Origin of the sequence: Stutzerimonas stutzeri, from assembly GCF_024448715.1 — a bacterium.
Taxonomy (GTDB): Bacteria; Pseudomonadota; Gammaproteobacteria; order Pseudomonadales; family Pseudomonadaceae; genus Stutzerimonas; species Stutzerimonas stutzeri_AR.
Window position 1 is genome coordinate 352,059 of sequence record NZ_JAMOHZ010000004.1, and the last position, 25,137, is coordinate 377,195.

A 25,137-nucleotide genomic window follows, 5' to 3' on the forward strand; every position below is an offset into this window, starting at 1 on the left:
TTCTTGGGGAGTAAAGCCGCGCGGCATTGGGTCAAAATTCAAATTCCTTTCCGATGGCCGCTCCATGTGGCCCTTGGCAATGCGAGAGGTGCCCATGCCCAGCTCTGCCCCGCAACCCGAGCAGCTGCATTTCGCCAGTGATGGCCGCACACCGAACAGTCAGCATCCGGTGCTGGTGTACCGCCAGCTGCCCTTGGCCGATCCCGATTATGCCGCCGCGTTCGAGAACCTGTTCGACAGCCATCTGTGGCCGGCACAGTGGCGCGCCGGTGTCTATGACTACCACCACTATCATTCCACCGCCCATGAAGTGCTTGGCGTGTCGCGTGGTTCGGCGCGGCTGATGCTCGGCGGCGAGCAGGGCCGGGAGGTGCAAGTGCGCGCTGGCGATGCGCTAGTGCTGCCCGCCGGCACCGGTCATTGCCAACTGAGCGCCAGCGAGGACTTCGAGGTCGTGGGCGGCTATCCGGTGGATCAACAATACGATCTGCTGCGCCCAGACGAGCGCAGCCACGATGAAGCGCGTGCGCGTGCCGCGCGGGTCGGCGTGCCGGTGAGCGATCCGGTCGCTGGTACCCAGGGCGCGCTGGTATCGCTTTGGCGCAGGGAGTGAAGCGGGGCGTTTACTCGACGAAGACCACCTGACCGTCGCTGAGCGCTGCCACACGGGCCAGCGACTCGACGCGAAAGCCGGCTTCTTCAAGCTCCTGGCGACCGACCTGGAACGATTTCTCGATGACGATACCCAGCCCGGCGATGCTCGCGCCGGCCTGCTGGATGATCGAGATCAGGCCCTTGGCGGCTTTGCCGTTGGCCAGGAAGTCGTCGATGATCAATACGCGGTCGGCGGCGGACAGATGGTTGGTTGAGATCGCGATAGTGCTTTCGACCTGCTTGGTGAACGAGTACACCGAGGCGGTCAACAGGTGGTCGGTAAGCGTCAGCGATTGATGCTTGCGGGCGAAGATCACCGGTACGCCGAGCTCCAGTCCGGCCATGATCGCGGGCGCGATGCCGGAGGCCTCGATGGTGACGATCTTGGTGATGCCTTCATCGCGGAACAGCCGGGCGAATTCCTGGCCGATCTGCTGCATCAGCACGGGGTCAATCTGGTGATTCAAGAAGGCATCGACCTTGAGTACTCGGTCAGAGAGTACGATGCCTTCATTGCGGATCTTCTGTTTCAGCTGTTCCACTGACGCGCTACCTCAAGCGTGGGCGGCCCGGTACGTCTGGCGGTTCGCCGTCCCGAAAGCGACTGGGCGCTGCGCCATCACGGCGAGCGCCCAGCCCGTTATCGATCTTGCTTCCACTCGCCAGCGCGTTCCGCAGCCTGGAAAGCGGCGCATTCTCGCTCAATTCGGCCCGCTGGTCCAAGAGGACCGTTCAGTCAATCATTTCGATCGACAAGCGGCGAAAGCGCGCCGCCTCACCATGGTGCTGCAGCACGATATGGCCCTCGGCTGCGTGGGCGAAGCGAGGGAAGCTGGCAAATTCGCTGTGGGCGATACGCGTACGAAACCAGATCGATCTGCACGGCGCCAGCGATGGCCTGGAGTTCACCTTCGGCGTCTCGCCAGCTATCGGCGGGAAAGCCATCGACCGGCCAGCCCCGCCATTGCGTGACGCCTAATGCGCGTTTCATCGCTATCCAAACAATTGCTGCTTGCGGCGTAGCCAGCGGTAGCCGTAGCCGTTCAGACGTAGGCGCAATGGATGACCTTCGGGTTGTTCATAATCACTGTCGGCGAGCACGTCGACCATGTCCTGCAGATCCTTGTCTGCGACCTCGACGTCGAGCGCTCGGTCCGCCAGGTTCACCAGCATCAGCACGGTCGAATCATTGTCATGGCGAATGGCGAACACTGACGGACAGTTCGTCTCGACCGGGCGGTGCCTGCCGCCGCCGATCTCGCGCAGGCCGATACGGGTGCGGATCATATTGCCGGTTTTGGCCAGCAACGAATCCTCGCGAAGAGTCTGGGCGTAAACGTTTCTTTGCCGATAGTCGAACGATCCTTCTTCGATCAGCGGCGCCGCGAGCTGCGGCGTGCCCGCGCAGGAGAATCCGGCGTTGGGCTCGTTAGACCATTGCATCGGGGTGCGCACCGCCAGGCGCTCGGGTCGTGACAGGTCCTCGCCCATGCCGATTTCCTCACCGTAACGGACGATCGGTGTGCCGGGCAGTGCGAACATCAATGCGTGGGCCATGGCGATGCGCCGCTCGTGGCCTTCGAGCATGGGGGCCAGACGTCGGCGTATGCCGCGGTTGTAGGCGCGCATGTCGGGTTCGGGCGCGAAGGCCTGCATGACCTCCTCGCGTTCGTCGTCGCTCAGCCGTTCCAGATCCAGTTCGTCGTGATTACGTAGCCAGATGGCGTACTGGGCACGCTCGGGCGGCCCGGGCTGGCGTTCCAATGCCCGATGAAGGGGTTCCGCCTCGCTGCGAGCGAGCGCCAGGAAGAAATGGTTGTTGGCCCAGAAGTTCAGTAGCAGGGTCAGCCGATCGCCTTCACCAAAATAATCGCGGTACTGCTCCGGCTCAACGTCGACCTCGCCCAGCAACACGGCTTCCGGCCGGCGTAGCGTGACGAAGTCGCGCATGTGTTCGAGCAGCCAATAACCATCGCTGTCGCCGCTGCCGGCCTGTTCGATCAGGTGCGAAGCGGCATCGACACGAAAACCTGAAACACCCAGACGCAGCCAGAACGCCATGATGCGTTCGATTTCCTTTACTACCTTCGGGTTGCCGAGGTTCAGATCCGGCTCATGGCTGTAAAACAAATGACGGTAGTATTGCCCGGCTTCTTCGTCCCAGGTCCAGACGCTTTTCTCCACGGTAGGAAAGATCGGTTCGATGCTGTCATCCGGCTCGTCTGCCCAGAGGTAGAAATCCCGGTAGGGCGATTGCCGGTCGCGCCGCGCTTCCTGAAACCAGCGATGATCGGTGGAGGTGTGTTGTACCACCAGCTCGATAATCACGTGCAGCCCCAGCTCCTCGGCCTTTTCCAGCATATATACGACATCGGCGAGATCGCCGAAGCGTGGATCGACCTGCAGGTGATCGCTGACATCGTAGCCGGCGTCGCGAAACGGCGATTGGTAGAACGGCATCAGCCAGATGGCGGTGGCGCCGAGGCCGCGGACATAGTCCAGACGCTCGGTGACGCCGCGCAGATCGCCGCAGCCATCGCCGTTGACGTCGAGAAACAGTGACGGATCGATCTGATAGATGACCGCATTTCGGTACCAGAGAGGCCGCATTTCAATGTTCCTCCGGGCTGAGAATCAGTGCCTGACCTGCCGCCAGTTCGCCGGCGTAGGTTTCGTCTTCTCCCTGGGCGTCGCTGGCGATTTCGATTCGCCAGTGGCCATTGATCGGGAAGGCGTGGGGCTCATCGGCGAAGTTCAGGCAAACCACTCGTTGGTCCTCACCGAGTTGCCGGCGGTAGGCCAGCACGTTGGGGTGCGACGGCAGTTCTTCCCAGTCACCATGAAGCAGCGCGGGACTGCGCTTGCGCGCCTCGATCAAACGGCGATAAAGCTCCAGGGTCGAGCCTGGCGCATGTCGCTGCCGTTCGGCAGCCAGCTCATCGCTTTCAGGCGGGAACGGCAGCCAAGGCTCATCACCCTCCCAGCCGTGAGGTGGCGCCGCGAGCCAGGGAATCGGTGCGCGACAGCCGTCGCGTCCGCCGGGATCGACCTGTGTCTCCGGCGTGATCATCGCGTCTTCGAGCCCCAGCTCCTCGCCTTGGAAGATGAATGGCGTGCCGCGCAACGTCAGCAATAACACTGCAGCGGCTTGTGCGCTGCGCAGCGAGCCCTGATAGCGGCTGCGCTGACGATGATTGTCGTGGTTGGACAGCACCCAGGTCGGCCAGGCGTCGGCCGGTTTCAGCAGCGTTTCGACGTCGCGAATGCAGGTGCGAAACATCACCGGTTCCCAGGGTGCATCCAGCGGCTGAAAGTTGAACGACATATGCAACTCATCGCTGGCCCCGTAGTATTGCAGCACCCGTTCGGTGGAGCGGATATTGACTTCGCCGACCAGCACGCGCTCGCCGGGATAGCTGTCGACCAGCCGGCGCAAGCCGCGCAGTACTTCGTGGCTGTAGGGCTGGTCGTTGAACTCCACCAGCGGCTGGCCGGCCAGGCAGCGCGGATCGTCTGCGAAGCTCGGCTCCTTGCCCGTGCAATGGATGACGTCGACGCGAAAGCCATCGATGCCGCGATCGAGCCAGAAGCGCAGCACGTCGTGCATCGCCTCGACTACCTGCGGGTTGCGCCAGTTCAGATCGGGCTGCTCGGGCAGAAACAGGTGCAGATAGTACTGCTGGGTGTGCTCATCCCAGGTCCAGGCGCTGCCGGCATTCAATGCTGCGCGCCAGTTGTTGGGTTCATCGCGCCAGATATACCAGTCACGCTTGGGGTTGTCCCGTGAGCTACGCGACTCGACGAACCAGGGATGCTGATCGGAGGTGTGGTTAGGCACGAAATCCAGCAGCAGACGCATGCCACGGGCGTGCGCTTCGGCGATCAGCCGGTCGATGTCTTCCAGCGAACCGAACAGCGGATCGATGTCGCAGTAGTCGCTGATGTCGTAGCCAGCGTCGGCCATTGGCGATCTGAAAATAGGCGACAGCCACAGGGCGTCGACGCCCAGATGCTGCAGATGATCCAAGTGGCGCAGTACGCCGTTGAGATCGCCAATGCCGTCACCGTTGCTGTCGGCAAAGGATCGCGGATAAATCTGATAGATGGTGGCGCCTTTCCACCACGGTGGCTGGGTTGACTCGCTCATGCTCGTGCCCCTTTCCGGTGTGCGGCAAGCCCGGCGCAACGGACCTGTCAGGTTACGACTGACGAGCGGCGCTTGGGTTCGCCATTTCATGTTCCCGATCAGATACCGGTGAACGCCGCAGCCGATACTCCGCCTAAGCTAAAGCCTCAAAGTGACCCAGGAGAGCGCGCCCATGTTGCGTATTGCCATCAACGGCTACGGCCGTATCGGCCGAGCCGTATTGCGAGCCCTGTTCGAGCGAAATCTGGAGAATCAGATCCATATCGAGGCGATCAACGACCTCAGCGACCGAACGGCGATGGCTCATTTGACGCGCTTCGACACCACCTTCGGACGCTTTCAGGAGCAGGTCGACCTGCACGACGACATGCTGCAGATTCGCGGTCAGTCGATTCGCCTGCTGCAGGAGCGCGACGCCACGCAGCTGCCCTGGAAGCAATTGGGCGTCGACGTGGTGCTGGAATGCACCGGCAAGTTCAAGCAGCGCGCCAAGATCGAACAGCATCTGCAGGCCGGGGCCGCCCGCGTGTTCGCTTCTCATCCGCTCGATGGCGCCGATCTCACCGTGGTTTATGGCATCAACCATGACCTGCTGGATGGCAGCCAGCAGGTGATTTCCAACGCGTCCTGCACCACCAACTGCCTGGCGCCGCTGGCCAAGGTACTGCACGAGGCGGTGGGCATTCGCCAAGGGCTGCTCAACACTGTCCATTCCTATACCAATGACCAGAACCTGCTGGATAAGGCGCACAAGGATCTTTACCGAGCCCGTGCCGCGGCGGAGTCGATGATTCCCTCGACCACCGGTGCGGCCAAGGCCATCGGTCTGGTGCTGCCGGAACTGGCCGGACGGCTCGACGGCCTGTCGGTGCGGGTGCCGACGCCCAACGTCTCGCTGGTCGACCTGACGTTCATGGCCGAACGACCTCCGGCCAGTGTCGATGCGGTCAACCAGGTGTTGCGCGAAGGCGCGCGGAATCTGCCGCTGGGCGTGATGGAGTGCAACGATTTGCCCTTGGTATCGCGCGATTTCGTTGGCTATCCGGTCTCCTGCGTGGCCGACCTCGGCCATACACGGGTGCAGGGCGAATTGGTCAAGGTGCTGGCCTGGTACGACAACGAATGGGCCTTTTCTAATCGTATGCTCGACGTGCTGCTGGCCTGGGGCGACGGCACTGCGCGAGCCGCCTGACAGGATCAGTTGGATGAGCGAAGGCCCGAACATCTGGTCGCAACGGTTGGTGGACTTCCGGGCAGCCACGGCTGCCCGGAAACCCACGCCGGGTTGCGGCGCGGCAGCGGCCGTCACCGCCGACATCGGACTTGCGCTGGTGGTTAAGGGGCTGCGTATCAGCGAGACCCACGCGTCTGACCCGGCCCGCCTAGAGCTGATGCAAGCTGCTGAGGCGTTGTTGGGGCGACCGGGCGCATTCGCCAACGACGACATGCAGGCGTTCATCGATTACCTGAGCGCCACCCGCTACGGCCAGCTCGAGCACAAGCAGGCGGCAGCGCGCCAAGCCTGTGCGGTGCCGCTAGCTCTGGCCCATTGCTGCATACAGGCTCTCGATCTGGCGGTCACCGCTTGGCCGTGCGTGGCAGCAAACGTCCAAAGCGACGTTCAGGCCGGGGCCGTGCTCATTCACGCAGGGCTCAGCGCGGCCCTGATCAACGTCGATGCGGATATGGCGAGCCTCGATGAAACATCGACTCGCGAGCAGGCCGGGGTTGCCCGCCAGCGACTGCAGAGTGAAGGCGACGGTCTGCTACGGCGGTTGGTTGGTTCTGGCAGGTAGCGGTTCGAGCTGCGGCGTCTGGCCGGATGTTCGCGAGCAAGCTCGCTCCTACGACATTGGAGGCCCGATCGAGCCTTGCGGTTACCGCCGCCGACTCGCTTGTGTAGGAGCTGCTGGCGAACCGCTCCCGCTCCGGGGTTACGCTCAGCACCACGCATTCGCTATCGCCAATATCATTCTTATCTGATAACGAGAAAAAACGTCTCGTTTTAGGTTGACGACTGCGTGGGTTGTTTCTAGTCTCAAAGCCAAGTGAGACGAACCATCTCAAAATAACAATCGAGACCCGAGGTCTCCTCACGCAAATCGCTCGCCCATTTGCTTCGTCCGGCAGCCTCGCCGGCGTCGAAGATGTCGCGAACGCCCACCCGGAGAACATCATGAGCCATCGCATCGTCCTGCCGCGCCTGATGGAAATCGGCGCCGGCGCCAGTCAGCAGATCGTCTCCGTGCTGCACAACCTGGGCTGCAAACGTCCTCTGATCGTCACCGACCGGATGATGGTCGAGTTGGGCTATGTCGCGCGGATCAGCGAGACCCTGGCCAAGGCTGACATTTCCTGCGACTGCTTCGCCGATACTCTTCCCGAGCCTACCGCAGCGTCCATCCATGCAGGTGTGGAGATGGTGCGCCAAGGCAATTACGATTCCATCATCGCGCTCGGCGGCGGCAGCCCGATCGACTCGGCCAAGGCCATCGGCATCCTCGGCAAGTTCGGCGGCGAGATGCGCGACTACCGCTTCCCGCGTGACGTCAGCGAAGCCGGCCTGCCATTGATTGCGATCCCGACCACCGCCGGCACCGGTTCGGAAGCCACGCGCTTCACCATCATCACCGACGAGACCAGCGACGAGAAAATGCTCTGCGCCGGCCTTGGTTTCATGCCGGTGGCTGCGCTGATCGACTACGAGCTGACCCTGTCGCTGCCGCCGCGCGTGACCGCCGATACCGGCATCGACGCGCTGACCCACGCCATCGAGGCCTATGTCAGCCGCAAGGCCAGCCTCTATAGCGATGCCCAGGCGCTGCAGGCCATGCGCTTGCTGGCGCCGAATCTGCGCGCGGCCTATCACGAGCCCGGCAATCGCAACGCCCGCGAGGCGATGATGCTTGGCGCGACTCTGGCCGGTATCGCTTTTTCCAATGCTTCGGTGGCGCTGGTACATGGCATGAGCCGGCCCATCGGCGCCTTCTTCCATGTGCCGCACGGGCTGTCCAACGCGATGCTGCTGCCGGCGATCACCGCGTTTTCCATTCCGGCCGCGCCCGAGCGTTACGCCGACTGCGCGCGTGCCATGGGCGTGGCGGGCGAAGGCGATAGCGTCGAGGCGGCGAACGACAAGCTGCTGACCGAACTGCGCGCAATCAACAAAGAGCTGCAGGTGCCAAGCCCCGAGCAGTTCGGTATCACTCGCGAACGCTTCTTCGAACTGCGCGAAACCATGGCGAAGCAAGCGTTAGCCTCGGGCTCGCCGGGCAACAACCCGCGCTTACCCAGTGAAGCGGAAATCATCGACCTCTACGAAACCGTCTGGAATCAGGAGTAACCCCATGCAGACCCTCGGTAACCTGATCAACAACGAGGCCGTCGCTGGCCGCTCCGAACGCCACGCGACCGTCTACAACCCGGCCACTGGCGAGCCGCGCCTGTATGTTTCGCTGTCCTCGGCGGATGAAACCCGCAACGCCATCGCTGCCGCCCAGGCGGCTTTCGAAGGCTGGTCGAAAACGCCGCCACTGGTGCGGGCCCGCGTCATGTTCCGCTTCAAGTCGTTGCTCGAAGCGCGCCGCGACGATGTGGCCCGGCTGATTTCCCTGGAGCACGGCAAGGTGTTCTCCGACGCCCAGGGTGAAGTGACCCGTGGCCTGGAGGTGGTGGAATTCGCCTGTGGCATTCCGCATCTGCTCAAGGGCGAGTTCTCGCCCAACGTCGGCCGCGATATCGATTCGAACTCGTTAATGCAGCCACTGGGCGTGTGCGTCGGCATCACGCCGTTCAACTTCCCGGCCATGGTGCCGCTGTGGATGCTGCCGGTGGCTATCGCCTGCGGGAATACCTTCGTCCTCAAACCATCGGAAAAGGACCCGAGCGCGACCATGCTGCTCGGCGAGCTGCTGGCCGAAGCCGGTTTGCCGGCCGGCGTGCTGAACATCGTCAATGGCGACAAGGAAGCGGTGGACGTGCTGCTGACCGACGAGCGCGTGCAGTCGGTGAGTTTCGTCGGCTCGACGCCGATCGCCGAGTACATCTACACGACCGCTTCGGCGCACGGCAAACGCTGCCAGGCGCTGGGCGGGGCGAAGAACCATATGGTGATCATGCCCGACGCCGATCCGCAGCAGGTGGTCAGTTCGTTGATGGGCGCCGCCTATGGCTCGGCGGGTGAGCGCTGCATGGCGATCTCGGTGGCGGTGTGCGTCGGTGACGAGGTCGCGGACAATCTGGTCGAGATGCTCAAGGGCGAAATCGCGCAGATGCGCACCGGGCCGGGCACTGGCGTCGAACCCGAGCCGCACATGGGGCCGCTGGTTACCCGCGAGCATCAGCAGAAGGTCGCCGGCTACATCGACCTCGGCGTGGAAGAAGGTGCAATGCTGGTTTGTGATGGTCGCGGCATCAAAGTCGAGGGTTACGAGAATGGCTTCTATGTCGGGCCGACGCTATTCGACCGGGTGACACCGGAGATGCGCATCTATCAGGAGGAAATCTTCGGTCCGGTACTGGTAGTGGTGCGGGCCAATTCCTTCGACGAGGCGCTGAAGCTGGTCAACGATCACGAATTCGGCAACGGCACCTCGATCTTCACGCGCGATGGCGACACGGCGCGGCAATTCGAGGAGAACGTCAAGGTCGGTATGGTCGGCGTCAATGTGCCAATCCCGGTGCCGATGGCCTTCCACTGCTTTGGCGGCTGGAAGCGCTCGATCTTCGGCCCGCTGAACATGCATGGCCCCGACGGCGTGCGTTTCTTCACGCGGATGAAGACCGTCACCCGGCGCTGGCCGACCGGCATTCGTGCCGGCGCGGAGTTCGCCATGCCGACGATGAAGTAAGGCCGGGGTCGCCGGGTGGGCCGGAAGGCGTTTCGCTTTGGCATTCCGGGTGATTATCTAGTGGGCTTCAGCACTGTAGGGTGGGCTTCAGCCCACCGATTGGCAGTGGCAAAGCGTAACTACTGACGAAGCGCGCTCGTTCTGATTCGCTTGCCGATTTGAATGTTGCGCGCAGCTGGTGGGCTGAAGCCCACCCTACGGTGCGGTAGCTAAACGAACCCTTGTAGGGTGGGCCGGGCGGCGTTCCGCTGGGCGTTTACGTTCAATTAAACTTTGCCGCTCTTTTTGGCGGCTGTTTCTTTACCTACCGCAACGGGCATCGATCCATGCGCACCACCCCTCGCGAAAAAGGTTCCTCCATCACCCGCGTGCTGGAAATCATCGAAGCCGTTGCTGGCGCTGCGGAGCCGCTGACCCCCAGCGCACTGGCGGAGAAGCTGGACATCCCCAAGGCCAGCGCCCATCGACTGGTGCAAACGCTGGAGAAGGAGGGATTCCTGCAGTTCGGCCTGCGCGGCGGATTGTTGCCCGGCGACCGCCTGCATACCACAGCGGTGAACATCCTCGGCAGCGGTCGACACAAGGCGCTGCGTCAGGCGATCCTGCGCCAGCTTTCCGAAGAGATCGGCGAGACTTGCGGGCTGTCGGTGCCGGATGGGTTGGACATGCTTTATTTCGACCGCGTGCAGACGAACTGGCCACTGCAGATCAACCTGCCGATCGGCAGTCATACACCGCTCTGGTGCACGGCCAGCGGCAAGCTTTATCTGGCCTCGCTGCCGCCCGATCAGCTGGAGCGAATCCTGCCGCGCCTGCCGATCCGGCAGCTGGCGCGCAACACGCTCATCGACCTCAGCGCCTTGCGCGATGATCTGGCGCGGATTCGCGAAGAGGACCTATCCACCGATTCGGAGGAATTCATTGACGGTATGGTCGCCTGCGCGGTGCCGGTGCGCGACGGCCGCGGCGAGTTGAGTGCTTGCCTGTTCACCCACGCGCCGGTGATCCGCTGTGGTATGGAGCCGCTTTTGGCGTTCGTCCCCCAGTTGCGCGCGGCGGCGAGGGAGTTGGAGGCGATTGTCGGCGGTTGAAGCGCCGTAGGGAGGGTGGCTGGGCTTCAGCCGTAGGGTGGGCTTTAGCCCACCAATTAGCAAATGGCTGTCGTAACGTGGCGCTGATTTTTGCCTTAGCGTGATGATTGGTGGGCTGAAGCCCACCCTACGACATGGTTCAGCCGCCAAGGCGCTGCTACTTTTTCAACATCGCCCGCATCGCCGCCAGCGCATCGTTGCCACGGGCGGCTTTGACCTCCACCGGCGCGTCTTCCTGGCCTTCCCATTCCAGGTCTTCCTGCGGCAGTTCGTCGAGGAAGCGGCTGGGCATGCATTCGATGATTTCGCCGTACTGCTTGCGCTTGACGGCGAAAGTCATCGCCAGATTCTGCCGGGCGCGGGTGATGCCGACGTAGGCCAGGCGGCGTTCCTCCTCGATGGTATCGGCCTCGATGCTGGAGCGGTGCGGGAGGATTTCTTCCTCCATGCCGAGGATGAACACATAGGGGAATTCCAGGCCCTTGGAGGCATGCAGGGTCATCATCTGCACGCCCTCGGCGCCTTCTTCCTCTTCCTGCTGACGTTCGAGCATGTCGCGCAGCACCAGCTTGGCGATGGCTTCCTCAATGGTCATGCCGCCTTCCTCGTCGCGCTCCAGCGTATTCTTCAGCGCGTCGATGAGGAACCAGACGTTTCCCATGCGGAAATCCGCCGCCTTGTCGCTGGAAGTCTGCGCGCGCACCCAGGTTTCGTAATCGATGTCCATGACCATGCTGCGCAGCGCGGCGATCGGGTCGTTCTGCGCGCACTGCTGACGCAGGTTGTCCATGTAGCGCTTGAAGCGTGACAGGCGATCGGTGAAGCGGCTGTCCAGATGCTCGCCCAGGCCTATCTCGTCGCAGGCGTTGTACATCGAAATCTTGCGTTCGGTGGCGTAGTTGCCGAGCTTTTCCAGCGTGGTCGAGCCGATTTCTCGACGCGGCACATTGATCACGCGTAGAAAGGCGTTGTCGTCGTCCGGGTTGACCAGCAGGCGGAAATAGCTCATCAGGTCCTTTACTTCCTGACGTCCGAAGAAGCTGGTACCGCCAGACAGCCGATATGGGATCTGATGGTGCTGCAGCTTCAGCTCAATCAGCTTGGCCTGGTAGTTGCCGCGATAAAGGATGGCGAAGTCGCTGTAGGGCCGCTCGGTCTTCAGGTGCAGTGTGAGGATTTCCATCGCCACGCGCTCGGCTTCGGCTTCCTCGTTGCGGCAACGGATCACGCGGATCGGGTCGCCGTGACCCATTTCCGACCACAGCTGCTTCTCGAACGCGTGCGGGTTGTTGGCGATCAGGATGTTGGCGCATTTGAGGATGCGGCTGGTGGAGCGGTAGTTCTGTTCGAGCATCACTACCTTCAGCGAGGGGAAGTCCTCTTTCAGCTGCATCAGGTTTTCCGGCCGCGCGCCGCGCCAGGCGTAGATCGACTGGTCGTCGTCACCCACCACGGTGAAATGTGCGCGTTCCTGTACCAGCAGCTTGACCAGCAAGTACTGGCTGGCATTGGTGTCCTGATACTCGTCCACCAGCATGTAGCGCACCTTGTTGCGCCACTTCTCCAACACCTCGGGGTGATTCTGGAACAGCTTGACCGGCTGCATGATGAGGTCGTCGAAGTCCACCGCGTTGTAGGCTTTGAGCGTGCGCTGGTAGTGCGTATAGACGATCGCCGCGGTCTGTTCCTTCGGATTGCGCGCGTTTGCCAGCGCCTTTTCCGGCAGGATCAGGTCGTTCTTCCAGTTGCCGATGTAGCCCTTGATCTCGTCTACACCATCGTCGCCAGCGTATTCCTTCTGCATGATGTCGGTCAGCAGCGCCTTGATGTCACCCTCGTCGAAAATCGAGAAACCGGGTTTATAGCCGAGCTTGGCATACTCCTTGCGAATGATGTTCAGACCCAAATTGTGGAAGGTCGAGACCGTCAGCCCGCGCCCCTCACCGCCGCGCAGCAGGCTGCCGACGCGCTCCTTCATTTCGCGGGCGGCCTTGTTGGTGAAGGTCACGGCGACGATGTATTGCGCGCGGATGCCGCATTGCTGGATCAGGTAGGCGATCTTGCGGGTGATCACGCTGGTCTTGCCGGAACCTGCGCCAGCGAGCACCAGCATGGGACCGCCGACGTAGTTCACGGCTTCCTGCTGCCGGGGATTGAGTCGGGACATTCTCGTTTGGTCTGTTAGAGCGGGGGCGAGAGTTTAGCAGGGCTGGCCGTGCGAGATGACGTCGCTCAGGCTTTGCTCCTACCAGTCGTCGCCAGCATTGCTTGGTCACCAGGCGGAATGCTCTAGTCTATGCGCGCTGTGACCGCCTTAGGTTGTCCAGCCACCGCTTCGCTTCGCACAAGGAGGTGTACTGTCGAGGTGGCCCGCCACCTTCTTGCTCCGCACGAACCGGAGATACACCGTGACAGCGTCCGTACAACCTATGCGTCTGGTTCTGCTGGCCGACGAGTCCGAATGGGCCGAGCGCCTGCGAACCACGCTGACGCTCATGCGCAGCCAGCACGTGCTATTGGTGGAGCACGACTGGCCCGCCGTGTCCGCGCGTCTGGCCGAGGCGGGCCACGCTCTGCTGTTCACCACGCCTGGCGGCCGTTCTGCTTCGGGTCGCTTCCCTTGGCCCACCGTTCTTCTGCTGGACGACGAGCCCGACGAGGCGCCCGAAGGTGTTGTCGACTGGCTGGTTGCTTCTCAATTGAGCCCAGATGTGTTGCGTCGGTGCCTGCGCTATGCGCGGGAACGGTGCAGCCTACATGCCACCCTGGAGCGGCTGGCCCAGCAAGACCCTCTAACCGGCATTGCCAATCGACAGGGGTTCCAGGCACTGCTCGAAGCGGAGCTCGCCGAGCACGATGGCGAAGGTTTGGCGCTGGGGCTTTTGGATCTGGACAACTTTCGCCGAGTCAACGACACGCTTGGCCATCAGGCCGGTGACCAATTGATTCTGCAGGTGGTCGCGCGGTTGAAGGCGCAGCTGGAAGTCGGAGATAGGATCGCCCGGCTGGGTGGCGATGAGTTTGCCCTGCTGCTTGATACCACACGGCGCTCCGGGCGCGCCGAACGAGTGGCCGACCGTGTGGTGGAAGCGCTGGCCGAGCCTTATTGGCTCGAGGGCGAAAGCCTGATGCTCGGCTGCAGCCTTGGGCTGGCGCGTGCCAAGGCTGACACCGATCCCGATCAACTGCTGTGGCTTGCGCAGATTGCCATGCGCCATGCAAAGGCCAAGCAAGGCTGCACCTGGTATTTCTACAACGAGCGTGTCAACCGCAGCGCCAGCAACCTGGTGGATCTGGAAGGCGAGCTACGCAGGGCGCTGCGCCGCGACGATCTGGAACTTCACTACCAACCGCGGCTGTGCATGGAGACGGGGCGCATCGTTGGTATGGAGGCCTTGGTGCGTTGGCCGCATGTTGAACGTGGCTGGCTGGCACCGAACGAATTCATTCCTATGGCCGAAGAGAGCGGGCTGATCGTGCCGCTGGGCTATTGGGTTATTTCCCGTGCGCTGCGCGACATGCAGAGCTTGCGCGAGAGTGGCGCCGGTGAGCTGCACATGGCAGTCAACCTATCGTTTCGACAGTTCCAGGACAGTCAGCTTCTAAGTACCCTGCAGCGGCTGATCAAGGAGCGCGGGGTTGATCCGCATTGGCTGGAATTCGAGCTCACCGAGACCGCGGTGATGCGCCGCAGCGACCAAGTGCGCAGCACCATGAACGCGCTGGCGGAGCTGGGCGTGCGCTTTTCGCTGGATGATTTCGGTACCGGTTTTTCCTCTTTCGTGCACCTGAGTCGGCTACCCATCAGCCTGCTCAAAATCGACAAGAGCTTCGTCGAGCAGCTGGCGAGGCGCCCGAAGAGTAGCCGCCTGGTCCGTGCCATGATCAGCCTGGCGCACAATCTGGGCCTGGAAGTGGTCGCCGAAGGTGTGGAGGTGGCTACTCAGCTCGGGCAATTGCGGCGCTTCGGGGCCGATCAGGTGCAGGGTTATCTGATCAGCAAACCTCTGCCTCTCGCGGAGTTGGGACGTTTTTTGGCACAAGGGCGTGAGGCCTCGGCAAGCTATTGAACGATGCGCCGGGCAGGACGCCCGACGCATTATGGCTAGCGCACCATATGCAGAAAATGCATGTGCTTTTCGTACTGATCGAGAATGTCGCCGATCACGCCTTCGCGGCTCCAGCCCATCACGTCATAGTCCTGACCGCCTTCCTTGAGATGGACCTCGGCGCGGAAATACTTACGCTCGCCGGGTTCGTCGTCTTCGCTGTTGGGCACGAAGCTGGGCATCGCATAGGCGCGAGGGCGAATCTCATAGATGAAGTCAGGCTCGCCTTCGTGGGTGATTTCAATACTGATACGGCGGTCTTCGCCTTCACTGACGATGGCGTCGTAGCCTTGTTTGCGAATTTCCTCGGCGACCGCTTCGCAGGCAGGGCGGGCCACTTCGGCGATGAAACGCAGCACATGGGTACGTCGCGGGAACATCGTCAGGTTGCGCAGGCGTCGTTGCCAGTCGCTATAGGCCCGCGGCGTGGCGGGAGAGGTGGTGATTGCCTGATAGCGCAGACCTTGTTTGGTGGCATCCAGGCGCAATGCCTTGAGCAAGCCCCACATCGAGCAGAGCAAGGCGATGGTGAAAGGCAGAGCGCTGGCGATAGTGGCGGTCTGCAGTGCCGTTAGCCCATCGGCCAGCAGCAACGCAATCGCCACGATACCCATCGACCCAGCCCAGAAGATGCGTTGCCAGGTCGGCGTGTTCTCCTGGCCACCGGAGGCGAGCATGTCTACCACCAGCGCGCCGGAATCCGCTGAGGTAACGAAGAACACCACCACCATGATGATCGCGATCAGCGAGATGAAGGAGGAAAACGGGAAATGCTCAAGGAAGGCAAACAGGGCCAGCGAGCTGTCCTTGTCGATGGCTTCGCCCAGGCTGGTGACGTGCTCCCAGAGAATCATGTGAATGGCGGTATCGCCGAACACCGTCATCCACAACAGGGTGAAGGCTGTCGGCACCAGCAGCACGCCAGTGACGAATTCGCGAATGGTGCGGCCGCGCGAGATACGCGCGATGAACAACCCCACGAAGGGCGACCAGGCCAGCCACCAGCCCCAATAAAACAACGTCCAGCCGCCGATCCAGTCGTTCGGCTCGTAGGCATAGAGATTGAAAGTCGCGGTGATGATCTGCGAGAAATAGTTGCCGGTGTTCTGCACGAATGTTTGGAGAATGAACACAGTAGGACCGGCGATCAGCACCATTAGCATCAGCAGAACGGCGAGGCTGAGGTTCAGCTCGGACAAACGCCTTACACCCTTGTCCAGGCCGGTCACCACCGAAATGGTGGCCAGTAGCGTAGTGCCCACGATCAGAGCGATTTGCACCGGTACTGATATAGGCAGTCCGTACAGATGGTTGAGGCCGGTATTGATCTGGGTGACGCCAAGCCCCAGCGAGGTGGCGACGCCCAGCACCGTGCCGATGATGGCGAAGATATCCACGGCATGCCCGATCGGCCCGTGAATTCGCTCGCCAATCAGCGGGTAAAGTGCCGAGCGCAGGGTCAGCGGCAAACCGTGGCGGAAGCTGAAGTAGGCGAGGATCATCGCGACGATGGCGTAGATGGCCCAGGCATGCAGACCCCAATGAAAGAAGGTGATTTTCATCGCCTCGCGCGCGGCTTCCACCGTGCTGCCTTCCCCGACCGGGGGCGACAGAAAATGCATTACCGGCTCGGCAACGCCAAAGAACATCAGCCCGATGCCCATGCCTGCGGAAAACAGCATGGCGAACCAGGTCAGGCTGCTGTAGTCGGGTTCACTGTGATCGGGGCCGAGCTTGATGTCGCCGTAGCGGCTGAGGGCAAGTATCACCACCATCAGCAGGATGACCGCGACTGCAAGGATATAAAGCCAGCTGAGGTTGGCAATGATCCAGGCTTGCACGTTGCCGAACAGCGTTTGCGCATGTTCGGAAAAAGCGACGCTGTAGATCACCAGGGCGAGAATCAGTACGGCAGAGCCGTAGAAGACCGGAGGGTTGATGGTGGAAGAAGACTTGTTGGCCTCCATGCTGCGCTCCTTTGTGTACCGTTTAGGGAGTGGGCCGCCTGTGGCGAAAGAGGATGCAATCTAACATAACGGTCTACTTCTGACCGGGCGAAGGGCCGCATCCACAATGCTTACATTATGTGACAGCGCAATCCGGCGTGTTGCGGCAATGTATTTGCCGAGCCGTGTCCCGCTATAAATTCCGCACGGCCTGCGGCGAAAGACTGCCCTTGGATAACCCGTCGGTCAGGACGCCTGGCTGCCCGGTCGGTACTGCAGCGCTTCAGCCAGATGCGGGCGGCCGATGGATGTAGCCTGTTGCAGGTCCGCCAGGGTTCGCGCCACCTTCAGGATGCGGTGTGCGGCGCGCAACGACAGGCCGAGACGCTCGCAAGCACGTTCCAGCCATTGCTGGTCTTCGGGTTGCAGCTGGCAATGGCTGCGTAACCCCGAAAGATCGAGAAAGGCGTTGGCGCAGCCTTGGCGTGCCAGCTGGATGCGCCTAGCATCGGCTACCTGCTCGGCCACGACGCTGCTGTTTTCGCCGATTGTTGGAGGCGCGTTGAGCGCGGTGGCTTCGCGGGCCACGGTGAGGTGCAGATCGATGCGATCAAGCAGCGGCCCGGACAGCTTGCCGCGGTAGCGCTGAATCTGGTCCGGCGAACAGCGGCAGCGACCACTCGGGTCACCCAGGTAGCCGCAAGGGCAGGGATTCATTGCTGCGACCAGTTGAAAACGGGCCGGAAAGCGCACCTTGTCTCGCGCACGAGCGATGACGATACAGCCTGATTCCAGGGGCTCGCGAAGCACCTCCAAAACCTTGCGATCGAATTCCGGGAGCTCGTCAAGAAACAGCACACCCTGGTGCGCCAGGGTGATCTCCCCCGGCCTTGGTCGACTGCCACCGCCGACCAAGGCCGGGCCGGATGCACTGTGATGGGGCTGGCGGAACGGGCGTTGCGGCCAGTGTTCCAGTGGCGATTGGCTGGCCACCGAATGGATAGCCGCGACTTCCAGCGCCTCCTGCTCCTCCAATGGCGGTAGCAGGCCGGGCAGGCGGCTGGCGAGGAGGGTCTTACCGGTGCCCGGAGGGCCTGAAAAAAGGAGGTTGTGCGCCCCTGCCGCTGCGACCAGCAGGCCGCGCTTGGCAGCAGCTTGGCCCTGCACATCGGCCAGATCGGGATAGGGCAATACCTGACGCAGCAAGCCCTGAGCCTGAAACGGCGCAATCGGGGCCAAACCATTGAAATGCGCAGCGACTTCCAGCAGATGATCCGCAGCGTAGACCACCAATCCTGAAGCAAGGCTCGCTTCCTCTGCATTGGCTCGTGGCACCAACAAGGCGCGCCCGGCCTGACGCGCGGCCAGCGCTGCGGGCAAAACACCCTGTATCGGGCGCAGTGCTCCGGAGAGTGCCAGCTCGCCGAGGCATTCGAGTGTGTCGAGGCGGTCCGCCGGAATCTGCCCGCTCGCGGCGAGAACGCCCAACGCGATGGCCAGATCAAATCGACCACCATCTTTCGGCAAGTCAGCAGGCGCGAGATTTAGCGTGATTCGGCGTGCGGGAAAGTCGAAACCGGAGGTTTGGATCGCGCTGCGCACGCGGTCTTTGCTCTCCTTGACTGCGGTTTCCGGCAATCCGACCAGTGCCAGTGAAGGCAAACCGTTGGCCAGATGAGCTTCGACGGTAACGGTAGGCGCCTCGACGCCCAATTGGGCGCGGCTGTGAACTATGGCAAGGGACATCCGATCACTCCTTTGATCGTGCCGCCTCCGAGGCTATTCGGAGGCGGGTGGCGCGAGTTTCTCTTCCAGCTCGGCGACCTTGGCTTCGAGTGCTTCGAGTCGCGCTCGGGTGCGGGCGAGCACGACCATCTGACTGTCGAATTCGTCGCGGCTGACTACGTCTAGCTTGCTCAGCGCGCCCTGCACGATGCTCTTGAACTGTGCTTCGATTTCGGGGCGGGGCAGGGGCGTTTCGCCGTTGAACAGACGCGAGGCCTGGGAGCCGATGGCATCGAGAAAAGCTTTGGGTGGGAACATGGGCATCACCTGTTTCTGAGCGGCGGGCAGTGTAGCACGGCCCATCTGTGGTCGATTTTCCATCGCTGTGCACGATTGTGGACACGGCACTGGGTCGCTGTGCTCGGTATTGGTGCGCGGCTTCGTTGATCGGGCATCGGTGCGCTACGCAAGCACGGCACGGAGCGCGCCAGATCGCATCTCCCGCAAAACTGGCATTGATTCTGCTTGGCTGGCCATGACGGATGCACCAATGCGTTGTGGTGCGCAGGCGATTCGGGACGTTTCGTCGGATCGGTTGATGGTGTCGGATGGTCGCTCGGCAATGCCGGCGCGTTACAAGAGCCAGACACTGAGCTTAGACTTGAACCGGGTTCGTATTTCTGGGGCAAGTCCATCTAAACGGGAGAAGTTTCATGAAACTAGTCACTGCCATCATTAAGCCGTTCAAGCTGGACGATGTACGCGAGTCGCTGTCCGAGATTGGCGTTCAGGGCATCACGGTCACCGAGGTCAAGGGTTTCGGGCGCCAGAAAGGCCATACCGAGTTGTACCGCGGCGCCGAATATGTGGTTGATTTTCTGCCGAAGGTGAAAATCGACGTGGCGATTGCCGACGATCAGCTGGATCGCGTGATCGAGGCCATCACCAAGGCTGCCAACACCGGCAAGATCGGCGACGGCAAGATTTTCGTCGTCAACCTGGAACAGGCCATCCGCATCCGGACCGGCGAAACGGATACCGACGCGATTTGACCGGCTTGACCGTCGCGAGCGACTGATTGAGCGGTAACGCCGATCAGACGCCGCAACGAGCGAAGCCCGCAATAATTTTTTCGATTGCCTGCATAGCAGGCTTACGAACCCCACGCCCCAGGAGTAAAACCATGACTCTGCGAAAATTCGCAGGGCTAGGAGCCCTTTTGTCCCTGATAAGCCCCGGCATCGCCATGGCACAGGAGGCAACGCTTGATTCAGGCGATACGGCATGGATGCTCACAGCCACTGCGCTGGTGCTGTTCATGACGATTCCGGGTCTGGCGCTGTTCTATGGCGGCATGGTCCGCTCGAAGAACATCCTCTCGGTGATGATGCAATGCTTCGCCATCACTGGGTTGATGAGCATTCTCTGGATGGCCTACGGCTACAGCCTGGCCTTTGACACCGCAGGCATGGAAGCAGGCGTCACCAACCTCAATTCTTTCGTCGGCGGACTCGGTCGTGTCTTCCTCAGTGGCCTGACGCCCGACAGCCTTACCGGCACCGTGCCGGAAAGCGTCTTCATCACGTTCCAGATGACCTTCGCCATCATCACACCGGCGCTGATCGTCGGGGCTTTCGCCGAACGCATGAAGTTCTCCGCAATGCTGGTGTTCATGGGCGTCTGGTTCACCCTGGTCTATGCGCCGATCGCGCATATGGTCTGGGGCGGCGATGGTGGCCTGATGTGGGACTGGGGTGTACTCGACTTCGCTGGCGGCACCGTGGTGCATATCAACGCCGGTATTGCAGGCTTGGTGGCGTGCATCGTGCTCGGCAAGCGCAAGGGCTTTCCGACCACGCCGATGGCGCCGCACAACCTGGGTCTGACGCTGGTCGGCGCGGCGATGCTGTGGATCGGCTGGTTCGGCTTCAACGCCGGTTCCTCCCTCGGTGCTAATGGCACCGCCGGCATGGCCATGCTGGTCACGCAAATCGCCACTGCCGCTGCGGCCCTGGCCTGGATGTTCGCCGAGTGGCTGACCCACGGCAAACCCAGTGCGCTGGGCATCGCTTCCGGCGTTGTCGCTGGTCTGGTCGCTATTACGCCCGCCGCCGGCACTGTCGGGCCGATGGGCGCGCTGATCATCGGTCTGGCTTCGGGTGTGATCTGCTTCTTCTGCGCTACCAGTTTGAAACGCAAGCTCGGTTATGACGATTCCCTGGACGCCTTCGGCGTGCATGGTATCGGTGGCATCGTCGGTGCGCTGCTGACTGGTGTATTCGCGGCGCCCGCATTAGGCGGCTTCGGTGAGGTGGAGAACATCGCGTTGCAGCTGTGGATTCAGCTCAAAGGCGTGCTCTTCACAGTCGTGTACACCGCCATTGTCACCTTCGTGATTCTCAAGGTGATCGACGTGGTAATGGGGCTGCGGGTCAGCGAAGAAGAAGAAACCATCGGCCTCGATCTCAGCCTGCACAACGAGCGCGGCTACAACCTGTAAGCAACGGAGTGCGCCCGGAGCCAACCCGGGCGCCTTAACCGAACAGCGTCGCGAGGCGCTCGGCAAAAGGTGATAACAATGGATAGCACAGCACTGATACCTGTTCAGTACGGACTCGATACGTTTTACTTCCTAATTTGCGGTGCGCTGGTGATGTGGATGGCGGCCGGCTTCTCTATGCTCGAGGCCGGTCTGGTTAGGGCGAAGAACACCGCCGAGATTCTTACCAAGAACATCGTGCTCTATGCCGTGGCGTCGGTCATGTACCTGCTGATCGGCTACTACATCATGTATTCCAGCCCGGACGGCGCCATCCTGCCGAGCCTGGGATTCCTGATTGGTGACGAGAACGCTGTGGATGTGGTCGCCGCGGGTGGCGAGGATGCGCCTTACTACTCGGCGCGGGCGGACTTCTTCTTCCAGATCGTGTTTGCCGCGACCTGTATGTCGGTGGTGTCCGGCGCGGTTGCCGAGCGTATGAAACTCTGGGCCTTCATCGCTTTCGCGGTGGTAATGACCGGCTTCATCTACCCCGTACAGGGGTTCTGGAAATGGGGCGGCGGTTTCCTCGACGCAGCTGGCTTCCTCGACTTCGCCGGCTCCGGTCTGGTGCATATGGCAGGCGCGTCCGCGGCGCTGGCCGGCGTGCTGCTGCTAGGCCCGCGTAAGGGCAAGTACGGCCCGAACGGCCAGATCAACGCGATTCCTGGCGCCAATCTGCCGCTCGCAACCTTGGGTGCGCTCATTTTGTGGATGGGCTGGTTCGGCTTCAACGGCGGCTCGCAACTGAAGATGAGCACCATCGAAGACGCCAACGCGGTCGCCCAAGTGTTCACCAATACCAACATGGCTGCGGCCGGTGGATTGATCGCTGCGCTGATCACTGCGCGCCTGCTGTTCGGCAAGTCCGATCTGACCATGATCCTCAACGGTGCATTGGCCGGCCTAGTGGCAATTACCGCCGAACCCTTGACTCCGAGCGCCCTGCAATCGGTATTGATTGGAGGCGTGGGTGGCGTACTGGTGGTATTCAGCATCCTCGGGCTGGACAAGCTGAAGCTGGATGATCCGGTCGGTGCGATTTCGGTGCACGGCGTGGTGGGCATGTGGGGCCTGTTGGCGGTGCCGCTAACCAATGCCGATGCGTCCTTCGGCGCCCAGCTGCTGGGTCTGGTTTCGATCTTCGCCTGGGTATTCATCGCCAGCTTGATCGTCTGGAGCATCATCAAGGCAGTCATGGGCCTGCGGGTCAGTGAAGAAGAGGAATACGAGGGCGTAGACGTTGTCGAGTGCGGCCTCGAAGCCTATCCGGAATTCACCAGCAAGCGTTGATTTACAACGTATCGACAAGGGCGCCTACGGGCGCCCTTTGCTTTTTCTGGCGCCGCGCTAGAATGCGCCCGTTCAGGTGTCGGGTGGAGCTGTCAGCATGTGGCAACAGATCATGATCACGCTGCGTCCACGGCCGCGGGGCTTCCATCTGATAACCGACGAGTTGCTTGAACAACTGCCGGAACTGCAACAATGCCAGGCCGGTCTGTTACACCTGTGGTTACGCCATACATCGGCCTCGCTGACTGTTAACGAGAACGCCGACGGCGCGGTGCGACGCGACTTTGAAAAGTTTTTTAATCGCCTGGTGCCGCAAGGCCAGGGTGGTTACGAGCACGATTACGAAGGGCCGGACGATCTGCCGGCGCATTTCAAGGCGAGCCTGCTTGGTTGCCAGTTGAGTTTGCCGGTCAGCGAGGGGCGCCTGGCATTGGGAACCTGGCAGGGCATCTATCTGGGTGAGCACCGAGATCAAGGTGGTGCCAGACAGGTCCTTGCCACGGTGCACGGGATGGTGAGTTGATTTTTTTTGGCGATGGCGAACAAAGCACATCGCCGGGCTAGGGTCTGTTCCCGTTTCGTCGCGGCCGCTCGCAGCGAAACGGGAACAGACCCTTAAACTTCCGCTTTGGCAAGGTATGAGGTTGAACATGAGCGACGAAGAATTAGAACAAGACGATCTGGACGTTAGCGACGAGGAGGAGGGCGAGGAGCTGGCCGCCGCCGATGACGGCGACGACATTGCCGACGACGAGGGGACCGACAGCGAGCGCGCGACCCCGACGACCAAGAAGGCCAAGGCTAAGGCCGCGGTCGTTGAAGAATTGCCAAGCCTGGAAGCCAAGCAGCGGGAACGCGACGAGCTGGCGCGCGCCATGGAAGAGTTCCTGTCGCGTGGTGGACGCGTGCAGGAAGTCGAACCAAACGTGGTGGCCGATCCGCCGAAAAAGCCTGATAGCAAATACGGCAGCCGGCCTATCTGACTCAGATAAACCGCAAGAGGCTGAAAAGGCACGAGAAAACCGCGTCACGCTCGTAGCAGGTAGTTTTAAACGCCCTGCTAGAGGCCCGAGCGACCGCCCAGATCTGCTTGCTTTGGCCTACCACAGCGAAGCCCAATACCAGACGGTGTTGGGCTTTGTCGTATCTGCGATTCGTTAACCTTATTGCCAGCGGGCCAGCAACGTCGGGAGCTCTGAAAGGCTGCGGATTTCCGCGTCTGGCTGGCCTTCATGCTGCCACGGCGCTCTGCCAGGATTGAACCAGATGGCCCGGACGCCGGCCCGCTGTGCCCCACCGATATCGTCATCAGGGTGATCACCGATATGCACGGCGTGCTCGGCGCTCACGCCCGCGCGGCTGAGCGCTTCCTGGAAAGGTCGCGGGTCCGGCTTGCCGATGCCCAGCTCTTCGGCGCAAAGGGTGAACTGGAAATAGTCGGCCAGGCCCAGGCGGCGGATGTCGGCATTGCCGTTGGTCAGCACGCCGAGCGTGTAGCGGTTGGCCAAGTGTTCCAGCGTCGGGTGAACGTCGGGAAAGAGGTCGATAGCGTGGCGGGCTTCGAGAAAGACCTCGAATGCCTGGTCGGCGATGTCCTGCGCTTCGCCGCCTGGATAACCGGCGTCATGCAACGCATGAAAGAGGATGCGTCGGCGCAGTTCGCTGATGCGGTGCTTCAGTCCTGGCTCGGACTCGACCAGCATGAGCCGGATCGCGGCCAGCGATTCGACCGGAAAGTCGCCCAGACGCGGTGCATGCTGGCCGAGCCAATCTCGCAGGCGGATTTCGGCACTATGAATGACCGGGCCGACATCCCACAGCGTGTCATCGAGGTCGAAGGTGATCAGCTGAATGCTCATGGGTCACTGTCTCGCTTACGTTTGGCGCGCGGGTGCGCCTGGTCATAGACCTTGGCCAAATGCTGGAAATCCAGATGGGTGTAGATCTGCGTGGTGCCGATGTCAGCGTGACCCAGCAGCTCCTGCACCGAGCGCAGGTCTTGCGACGATTCGAGCATGTGGCTAGCGAAGCTATGCCTGAGCATATGCGGGTGCAGGTGCTGTCCGAGTTCGCGCACGCCCGCCTGGCGTACCCGCAGTTGCACCGCGCGTGCACCGAGGCGGCGACCCTGCTGGCTGACGAACACGGCAGCATCGACGGGATTGCTCAACGCTCGCAGCGGCAGCCAGGCCTGCAGCGCCTCGCGCGCCTTGCGTCCGACAGGCAGCACGCGTTCCTTGTTGCCTTTGCCGCGGACCTGAACCAGGCCGGCCGGCAAATCGAGCTGATCGAGATTCAGGCCGACCAGCTCGGCCAGGCGCAACCCGGACGAATAGAACAGCTCGAGCATGGCTTGATCGCGATGGCCGATGAAATCGTCCTCGACACCGCCGTCGAGCAGCTGCATTGCCCGGTCGGTATCGAGCAGCCGCGGCAGGCGCTTTTCACCCCTGGGCGCGGAGATACCGGCGGCCGGATCATGGGTGCAGCGACCTTCCTGGTTGAGATAGCGGTATAAGCCGCGCAGCGACGAAAGCAGGCGCGCCAGGCTGCGGCTGGATTGGCTCTGGCGATGCTGTTCGGCGATGAGTTGACGGATATGGACGCTTTTCAGCTCGGACCATTGCCCCAGATGCTGCTTCTGGCAATAGTCCATCACCTTGATCAGGTCGCGCCGATATCCGTCGAGCGTATGCGGCGACATCTGCCGCTCGTTGCGCAGATGTTGGAAATAGGCGTCGAGATCGGTTTGCACGAAAGTTCCCAGGGTCGCTGAAGCAGCT

Annotated in this window: 21 protein-coding genes; 12 read left to right on the top strand and 9 right to left on the bottom strand. The window is 61.8% G+C overall.

The window, feature by feature from the left end; genetic code table 11:
* Nucleotides 1-94: 94 nt before the first annotated feature.
* Nucleotides 95-613, top strand: coding sequence for a cupin domain-containing protein (locus NAV33_RS11215; protein ID WP_255979944.1), 519 nt, complete (start codon nucleotides 95-97; stop codon nucleotides 611-613).
* 10 nt (nucleotides 614-623) lie between these two features.
* Here the strand turns inward: NAV33_RS11215 and xpt are convergent, their stop codons facing one another.
* The 3 genes from xpt to NAV33_RS11230 all read right to left on the bottom strand — a co-directional run bounded on the left by xpt (nucleotide 624) and on the right by NAV33_RS11230 (nucleotide 4,801).
* Nucleotides 624-1,196: a xanthine phosphoribosyltransferase gene (gene xpt / locus NAV33_RS11220; RefSeq protein WP_255979946.1), complete on the bottom strand. Its 573-nt coding sequence runs from the start codon at nucleotides 1,194-1,196 to the stop codon at nucleotides 624-626.
* Nucleotides 1,197-1,647: 451 nt separating this feature from the next.
* Nucleotides 1,648-3,264 (bottom strand): alpha-amylase family protein, encoded by a 1,617-nt coding sequence (locus NAV33_RS11225; RefSeq protein WP_255979948.1) that lies wholly within the window; start codon nucleotides 3,262-3,264, stop codon nucleotides 1,648-1,650.
* A 1-nt stretch (nucleotide 3,265) separates the two neighbouring features.
* Complete coding sequence (locus NAV33_RS11230) at nucleotides 3,266-4,801, bottom strand: alpha-amylase family glycosyl hydrolase (protein WP_255979950.1); 1,536 nt, start codon at nucleotides 4,799-4,801, stop codon at nucleotides 3,266-3,268.
* Nucleotides 4,802-4,973: 172 nt separating this feature from the next.
* Between NAV33_RS11230 and gap the strand changes: the two genes are divergently transcribed.
* The 5 genes from gap (at nucleotide 4,974) to NAV33_RS11255 (ending at nucleotide 10,742) form a co-directional block, all read left to right on the top strand.
* Complete coding sequence (gene gap / locus NAV33_RS11235; protein WP_255979952.1) at nucleotides 4,974-5,993, top strand: type I glyceraldehyde-3-phosphate dehydrogenase; 1,020 nt, start codon at nucleotides 4,974-4,976, stop codon at nucleotides 5,991-5,993.
* A gap of 13 nt (nucleotides 5,994-6,006) precedes the next feature.
* The gene (locus tag NAV33_RS11240) at nucleotides 6,007-6,597 is read left to right on the top strand and encodes a cyclodeaminase/cyclohydrolase family protein (RefSeq protein WP_255979954.1); all 591 of its coding nucleotides are present in this window, start codon (nucleotides 6,007-6,009) and stop codon (nucleotides 6,595-6,597) included.
* A 380-nt stretch (nucleotides 6,598-6,977) separates the two neighbouring features.
* Entirely contained in the window at nucleotides 6,978-8,144 is a 1,167-nt protein-coding gene (locus NAV33_RS11245) for an iron-containing alcohol dehydrogenase (protein ID WP_255979956.1), read from the top strand.
* Between the two features lie 4 nt (nucleotides 8,145-8,148).
* The gene (locus tag NAV33_RS11250) at nucleotides 8,149-9,651 is read left to right on the top strand and encodes a CoA-acylating methylmalonate-semialdehyde dehydrogenase (protein WP_255979958.1); all 1,503 of its coding nucleotides are present in this window, start codon (nucleotides 8,149-8,151) and stop codon (nucleotides 9,649-9,651) included.
* Nucleotides 9,652-9,977: 326 nt separating this feature from the next.
* The gene (locus tag NAV33_RS11255; RefSeq protein ID WP_255979960.1) at nucleotides 9,978-10,742 is read left to right on the top strand and encodes an IclR family transcriptional regulator; all 765 of its coding nucleotides are present in this window, start codon (nucleotides 9,978-9,980) and stop codon (nucleotides 10,740-10,742) included.
* Between the two features lie 157 nt (nucleotides 10,743-10,899).
* On the opposite strand, the gene rep is transcribed toward NAV33_RS11255, so the two are convergent.
* Nucleotides 10,900-12,909 carry a DNA helicase Rep gene (rep, locus tag NAV33_RS11260; RefSeq protein WP_255979962.1) on the bottom strand — a complete coding sequence of 670 codons (2,010 nt, stop codon included), beginning with the start codon at nucleotides 12,907-12,909 and terminating at the stop codon, nucleotides 10,900-10,902.
* 262 nt (nucleotides 12,910-13,171) lie between these two features.
* On the opposite strand from rep, the gene NAV33_RS11265 reads away from it, so the two are divergent.
* Nucleotides 13,172-14,812, top strand: a complete 1,641-nt coding sequence (locus tag NAV33_RS11265) for a putative bifunctional diguanylate cyclase/phosphodiesterase (RefSeq protein ID WP_255980244.1) — start codon at nucleotides 13,172-13,174, stop codon at nucleotides 14,810-14,812.
* A 35-nt stretch (nucleotides 14,813-14,847) separates the two neighbouring features.
* On the opposite strand, the gene NAV33_RS11270 is transcribed toward NAV33_RS11265, so the two are convergent.
* The 3 genes from NAV33_RS11270 to NAV33_RS11280 form a co-directional block, all read right to left on the bottom strand.
* Entirely contained in the window at nucleotides 14,848-16,818 is a 1,971-nt protein-coding gene (locus NAV33_RS11270) for a BCCT family transporter (RefSeq protein WP_255979964.1), read from the bottom strand.
* Between the two features lie 225 nt (nucleotides 16,819-17,043).
* Nucleotides 17,044-18,543 carry a YifB family Mg chelatase-like AAA ATPase gene (locus NAV33_RS11275; RefSeq protein WP_255979966.1) on the bottom strand — a complete coding sequence of 500 codons (1,500 nt, stop codon included), beginning with the start codon at nucleotides 18,541-18,543 and terminating at the stop codon, nucleotides 17,044-17,046.
* A 33-nt stretch (nucleotides 18,544-18,576) separates the two neighbouring features.
* Nucleotides 18,577-18,840 (bottom strand): accessory factor UbiK family protein, encoded by a 264-nt coding sequence (locus NAV33_RS11280; protein ID WP_255979968.1) that lies wholly within the window; start codon nucleotides 18,838-18,840, stop codon nucleotides 18,577-18,579.
* 395 nt (nucleotides 18,841-19,235) lie between these two features.
* On the opposite strand from NAV33_RS11280, the gene glnK reads away from it, so the two are divergent.
* The 5 genes from glnK to sutA all read left to right on the top strand — a co-directional run bounded on the left by glnK (nucleotide 19,236) and on the right by sutA (nucleotide 23,337).
* The gene (gene glnK, locus NAV33_RS11285; RefSeq protein WP_003096476.1) at nucleotides 19,236-19,574 is read left to right on the top strand and encodes a P-II family nitrogen regulator; all 339 of its coding nucleotides are present in this window, start codon (nucleotides 19,236-19,238) and stop codon (nucleotides 19,572-19,574) included.
* A 131-nt stretch (nucleotides 19,575-19,705) separates the two neighbouring features.
* Nucleotides 19,706-21,022, top strand: a complete 1,317-nt coding sequence (locus tag NAV33_RS11290; protein WP_255979970.1) for an ammonium transporter — start codon at nucleotides 19,706-19,708, stop codon at nucleotides 21,020-21,022.
* 78 nt (nucleotides 21,023-21,100) lie between these two features.
* Nucleotides 21,101-22,354 (top strand): ammonium transporter, encoded by a 1,254-nt coding sequence (locus NAV33_RS11295; RefSeq protein ID WP_255979972.1) that lies wholly within the window; start codon nucleotides 21,101-21,103, stop codon nucleotides 22,352-22,354.
* Between the two features lie 97 nt (nucleotides 22,355-22,451).
* Nucleotides 22,452-22,877 carry a secondary thiamine-phosphate synthase enzyme YjbQ gene (locus NAV33_RS11300; protein ID WP_255979974.1) on the top strand — a complete coding sequence of 142 codons (426 nt, stop codon included), beginning with the start codon at nucleotides 22,452-22,454 and terminating at the stop codon, nucleotides 22,875-22,877.
* Nucleotides 22,878-23,004: 127 nt separating this feature from the next.
* A complete protein-coding gene (sutA, locus tag NAV33_RS11305) occupies nucleotides 23,005-23,337 on the top strand; it encodes a transcriptional regulator SutA (protein ID WP_255979976.1) in 333 nt (110 codons plus the stop codon).
* A gap of 180 nt (nucleotides 23,338-23,517) precedes the next feature.
* Here the strand turns inward: sutA and NAV33_RS11310 are convergent, their stop codons facing one another.
* Together NAV33_RS11310 and xerC are read right to left on the bottom strand one after the other, a co-directional pair.
* Complete coding sequence (locus NAV33_RS11310) at nucleotides 23,518-24,213, bottom strand: HAD family hydrolase (protein ID WP_255979978.1); 696 nt, start codon at nucleotides 24,211-24,213, stop codon at nucleotides 23,518-23,520.
* Nucleotides 24,210-25,109, bottom strand: a complete 900-nt coding sequence (xerC, locus tag NAV33_RS11315) for a tyrosine recombinase XerC (RefSeq protein ID WP_255979980.1) — start codon at nucleotides 25,107-25,109, stop codon at nucleotides 24,210-24,212. The genes NAV33_RS11310 and xerC overlap by 4 nt, the downstream gene beginning before the upstream one ends.
* Between the last annotated feature and the right edge of the window lie 28 nt (nucleotides 25,110-25,137).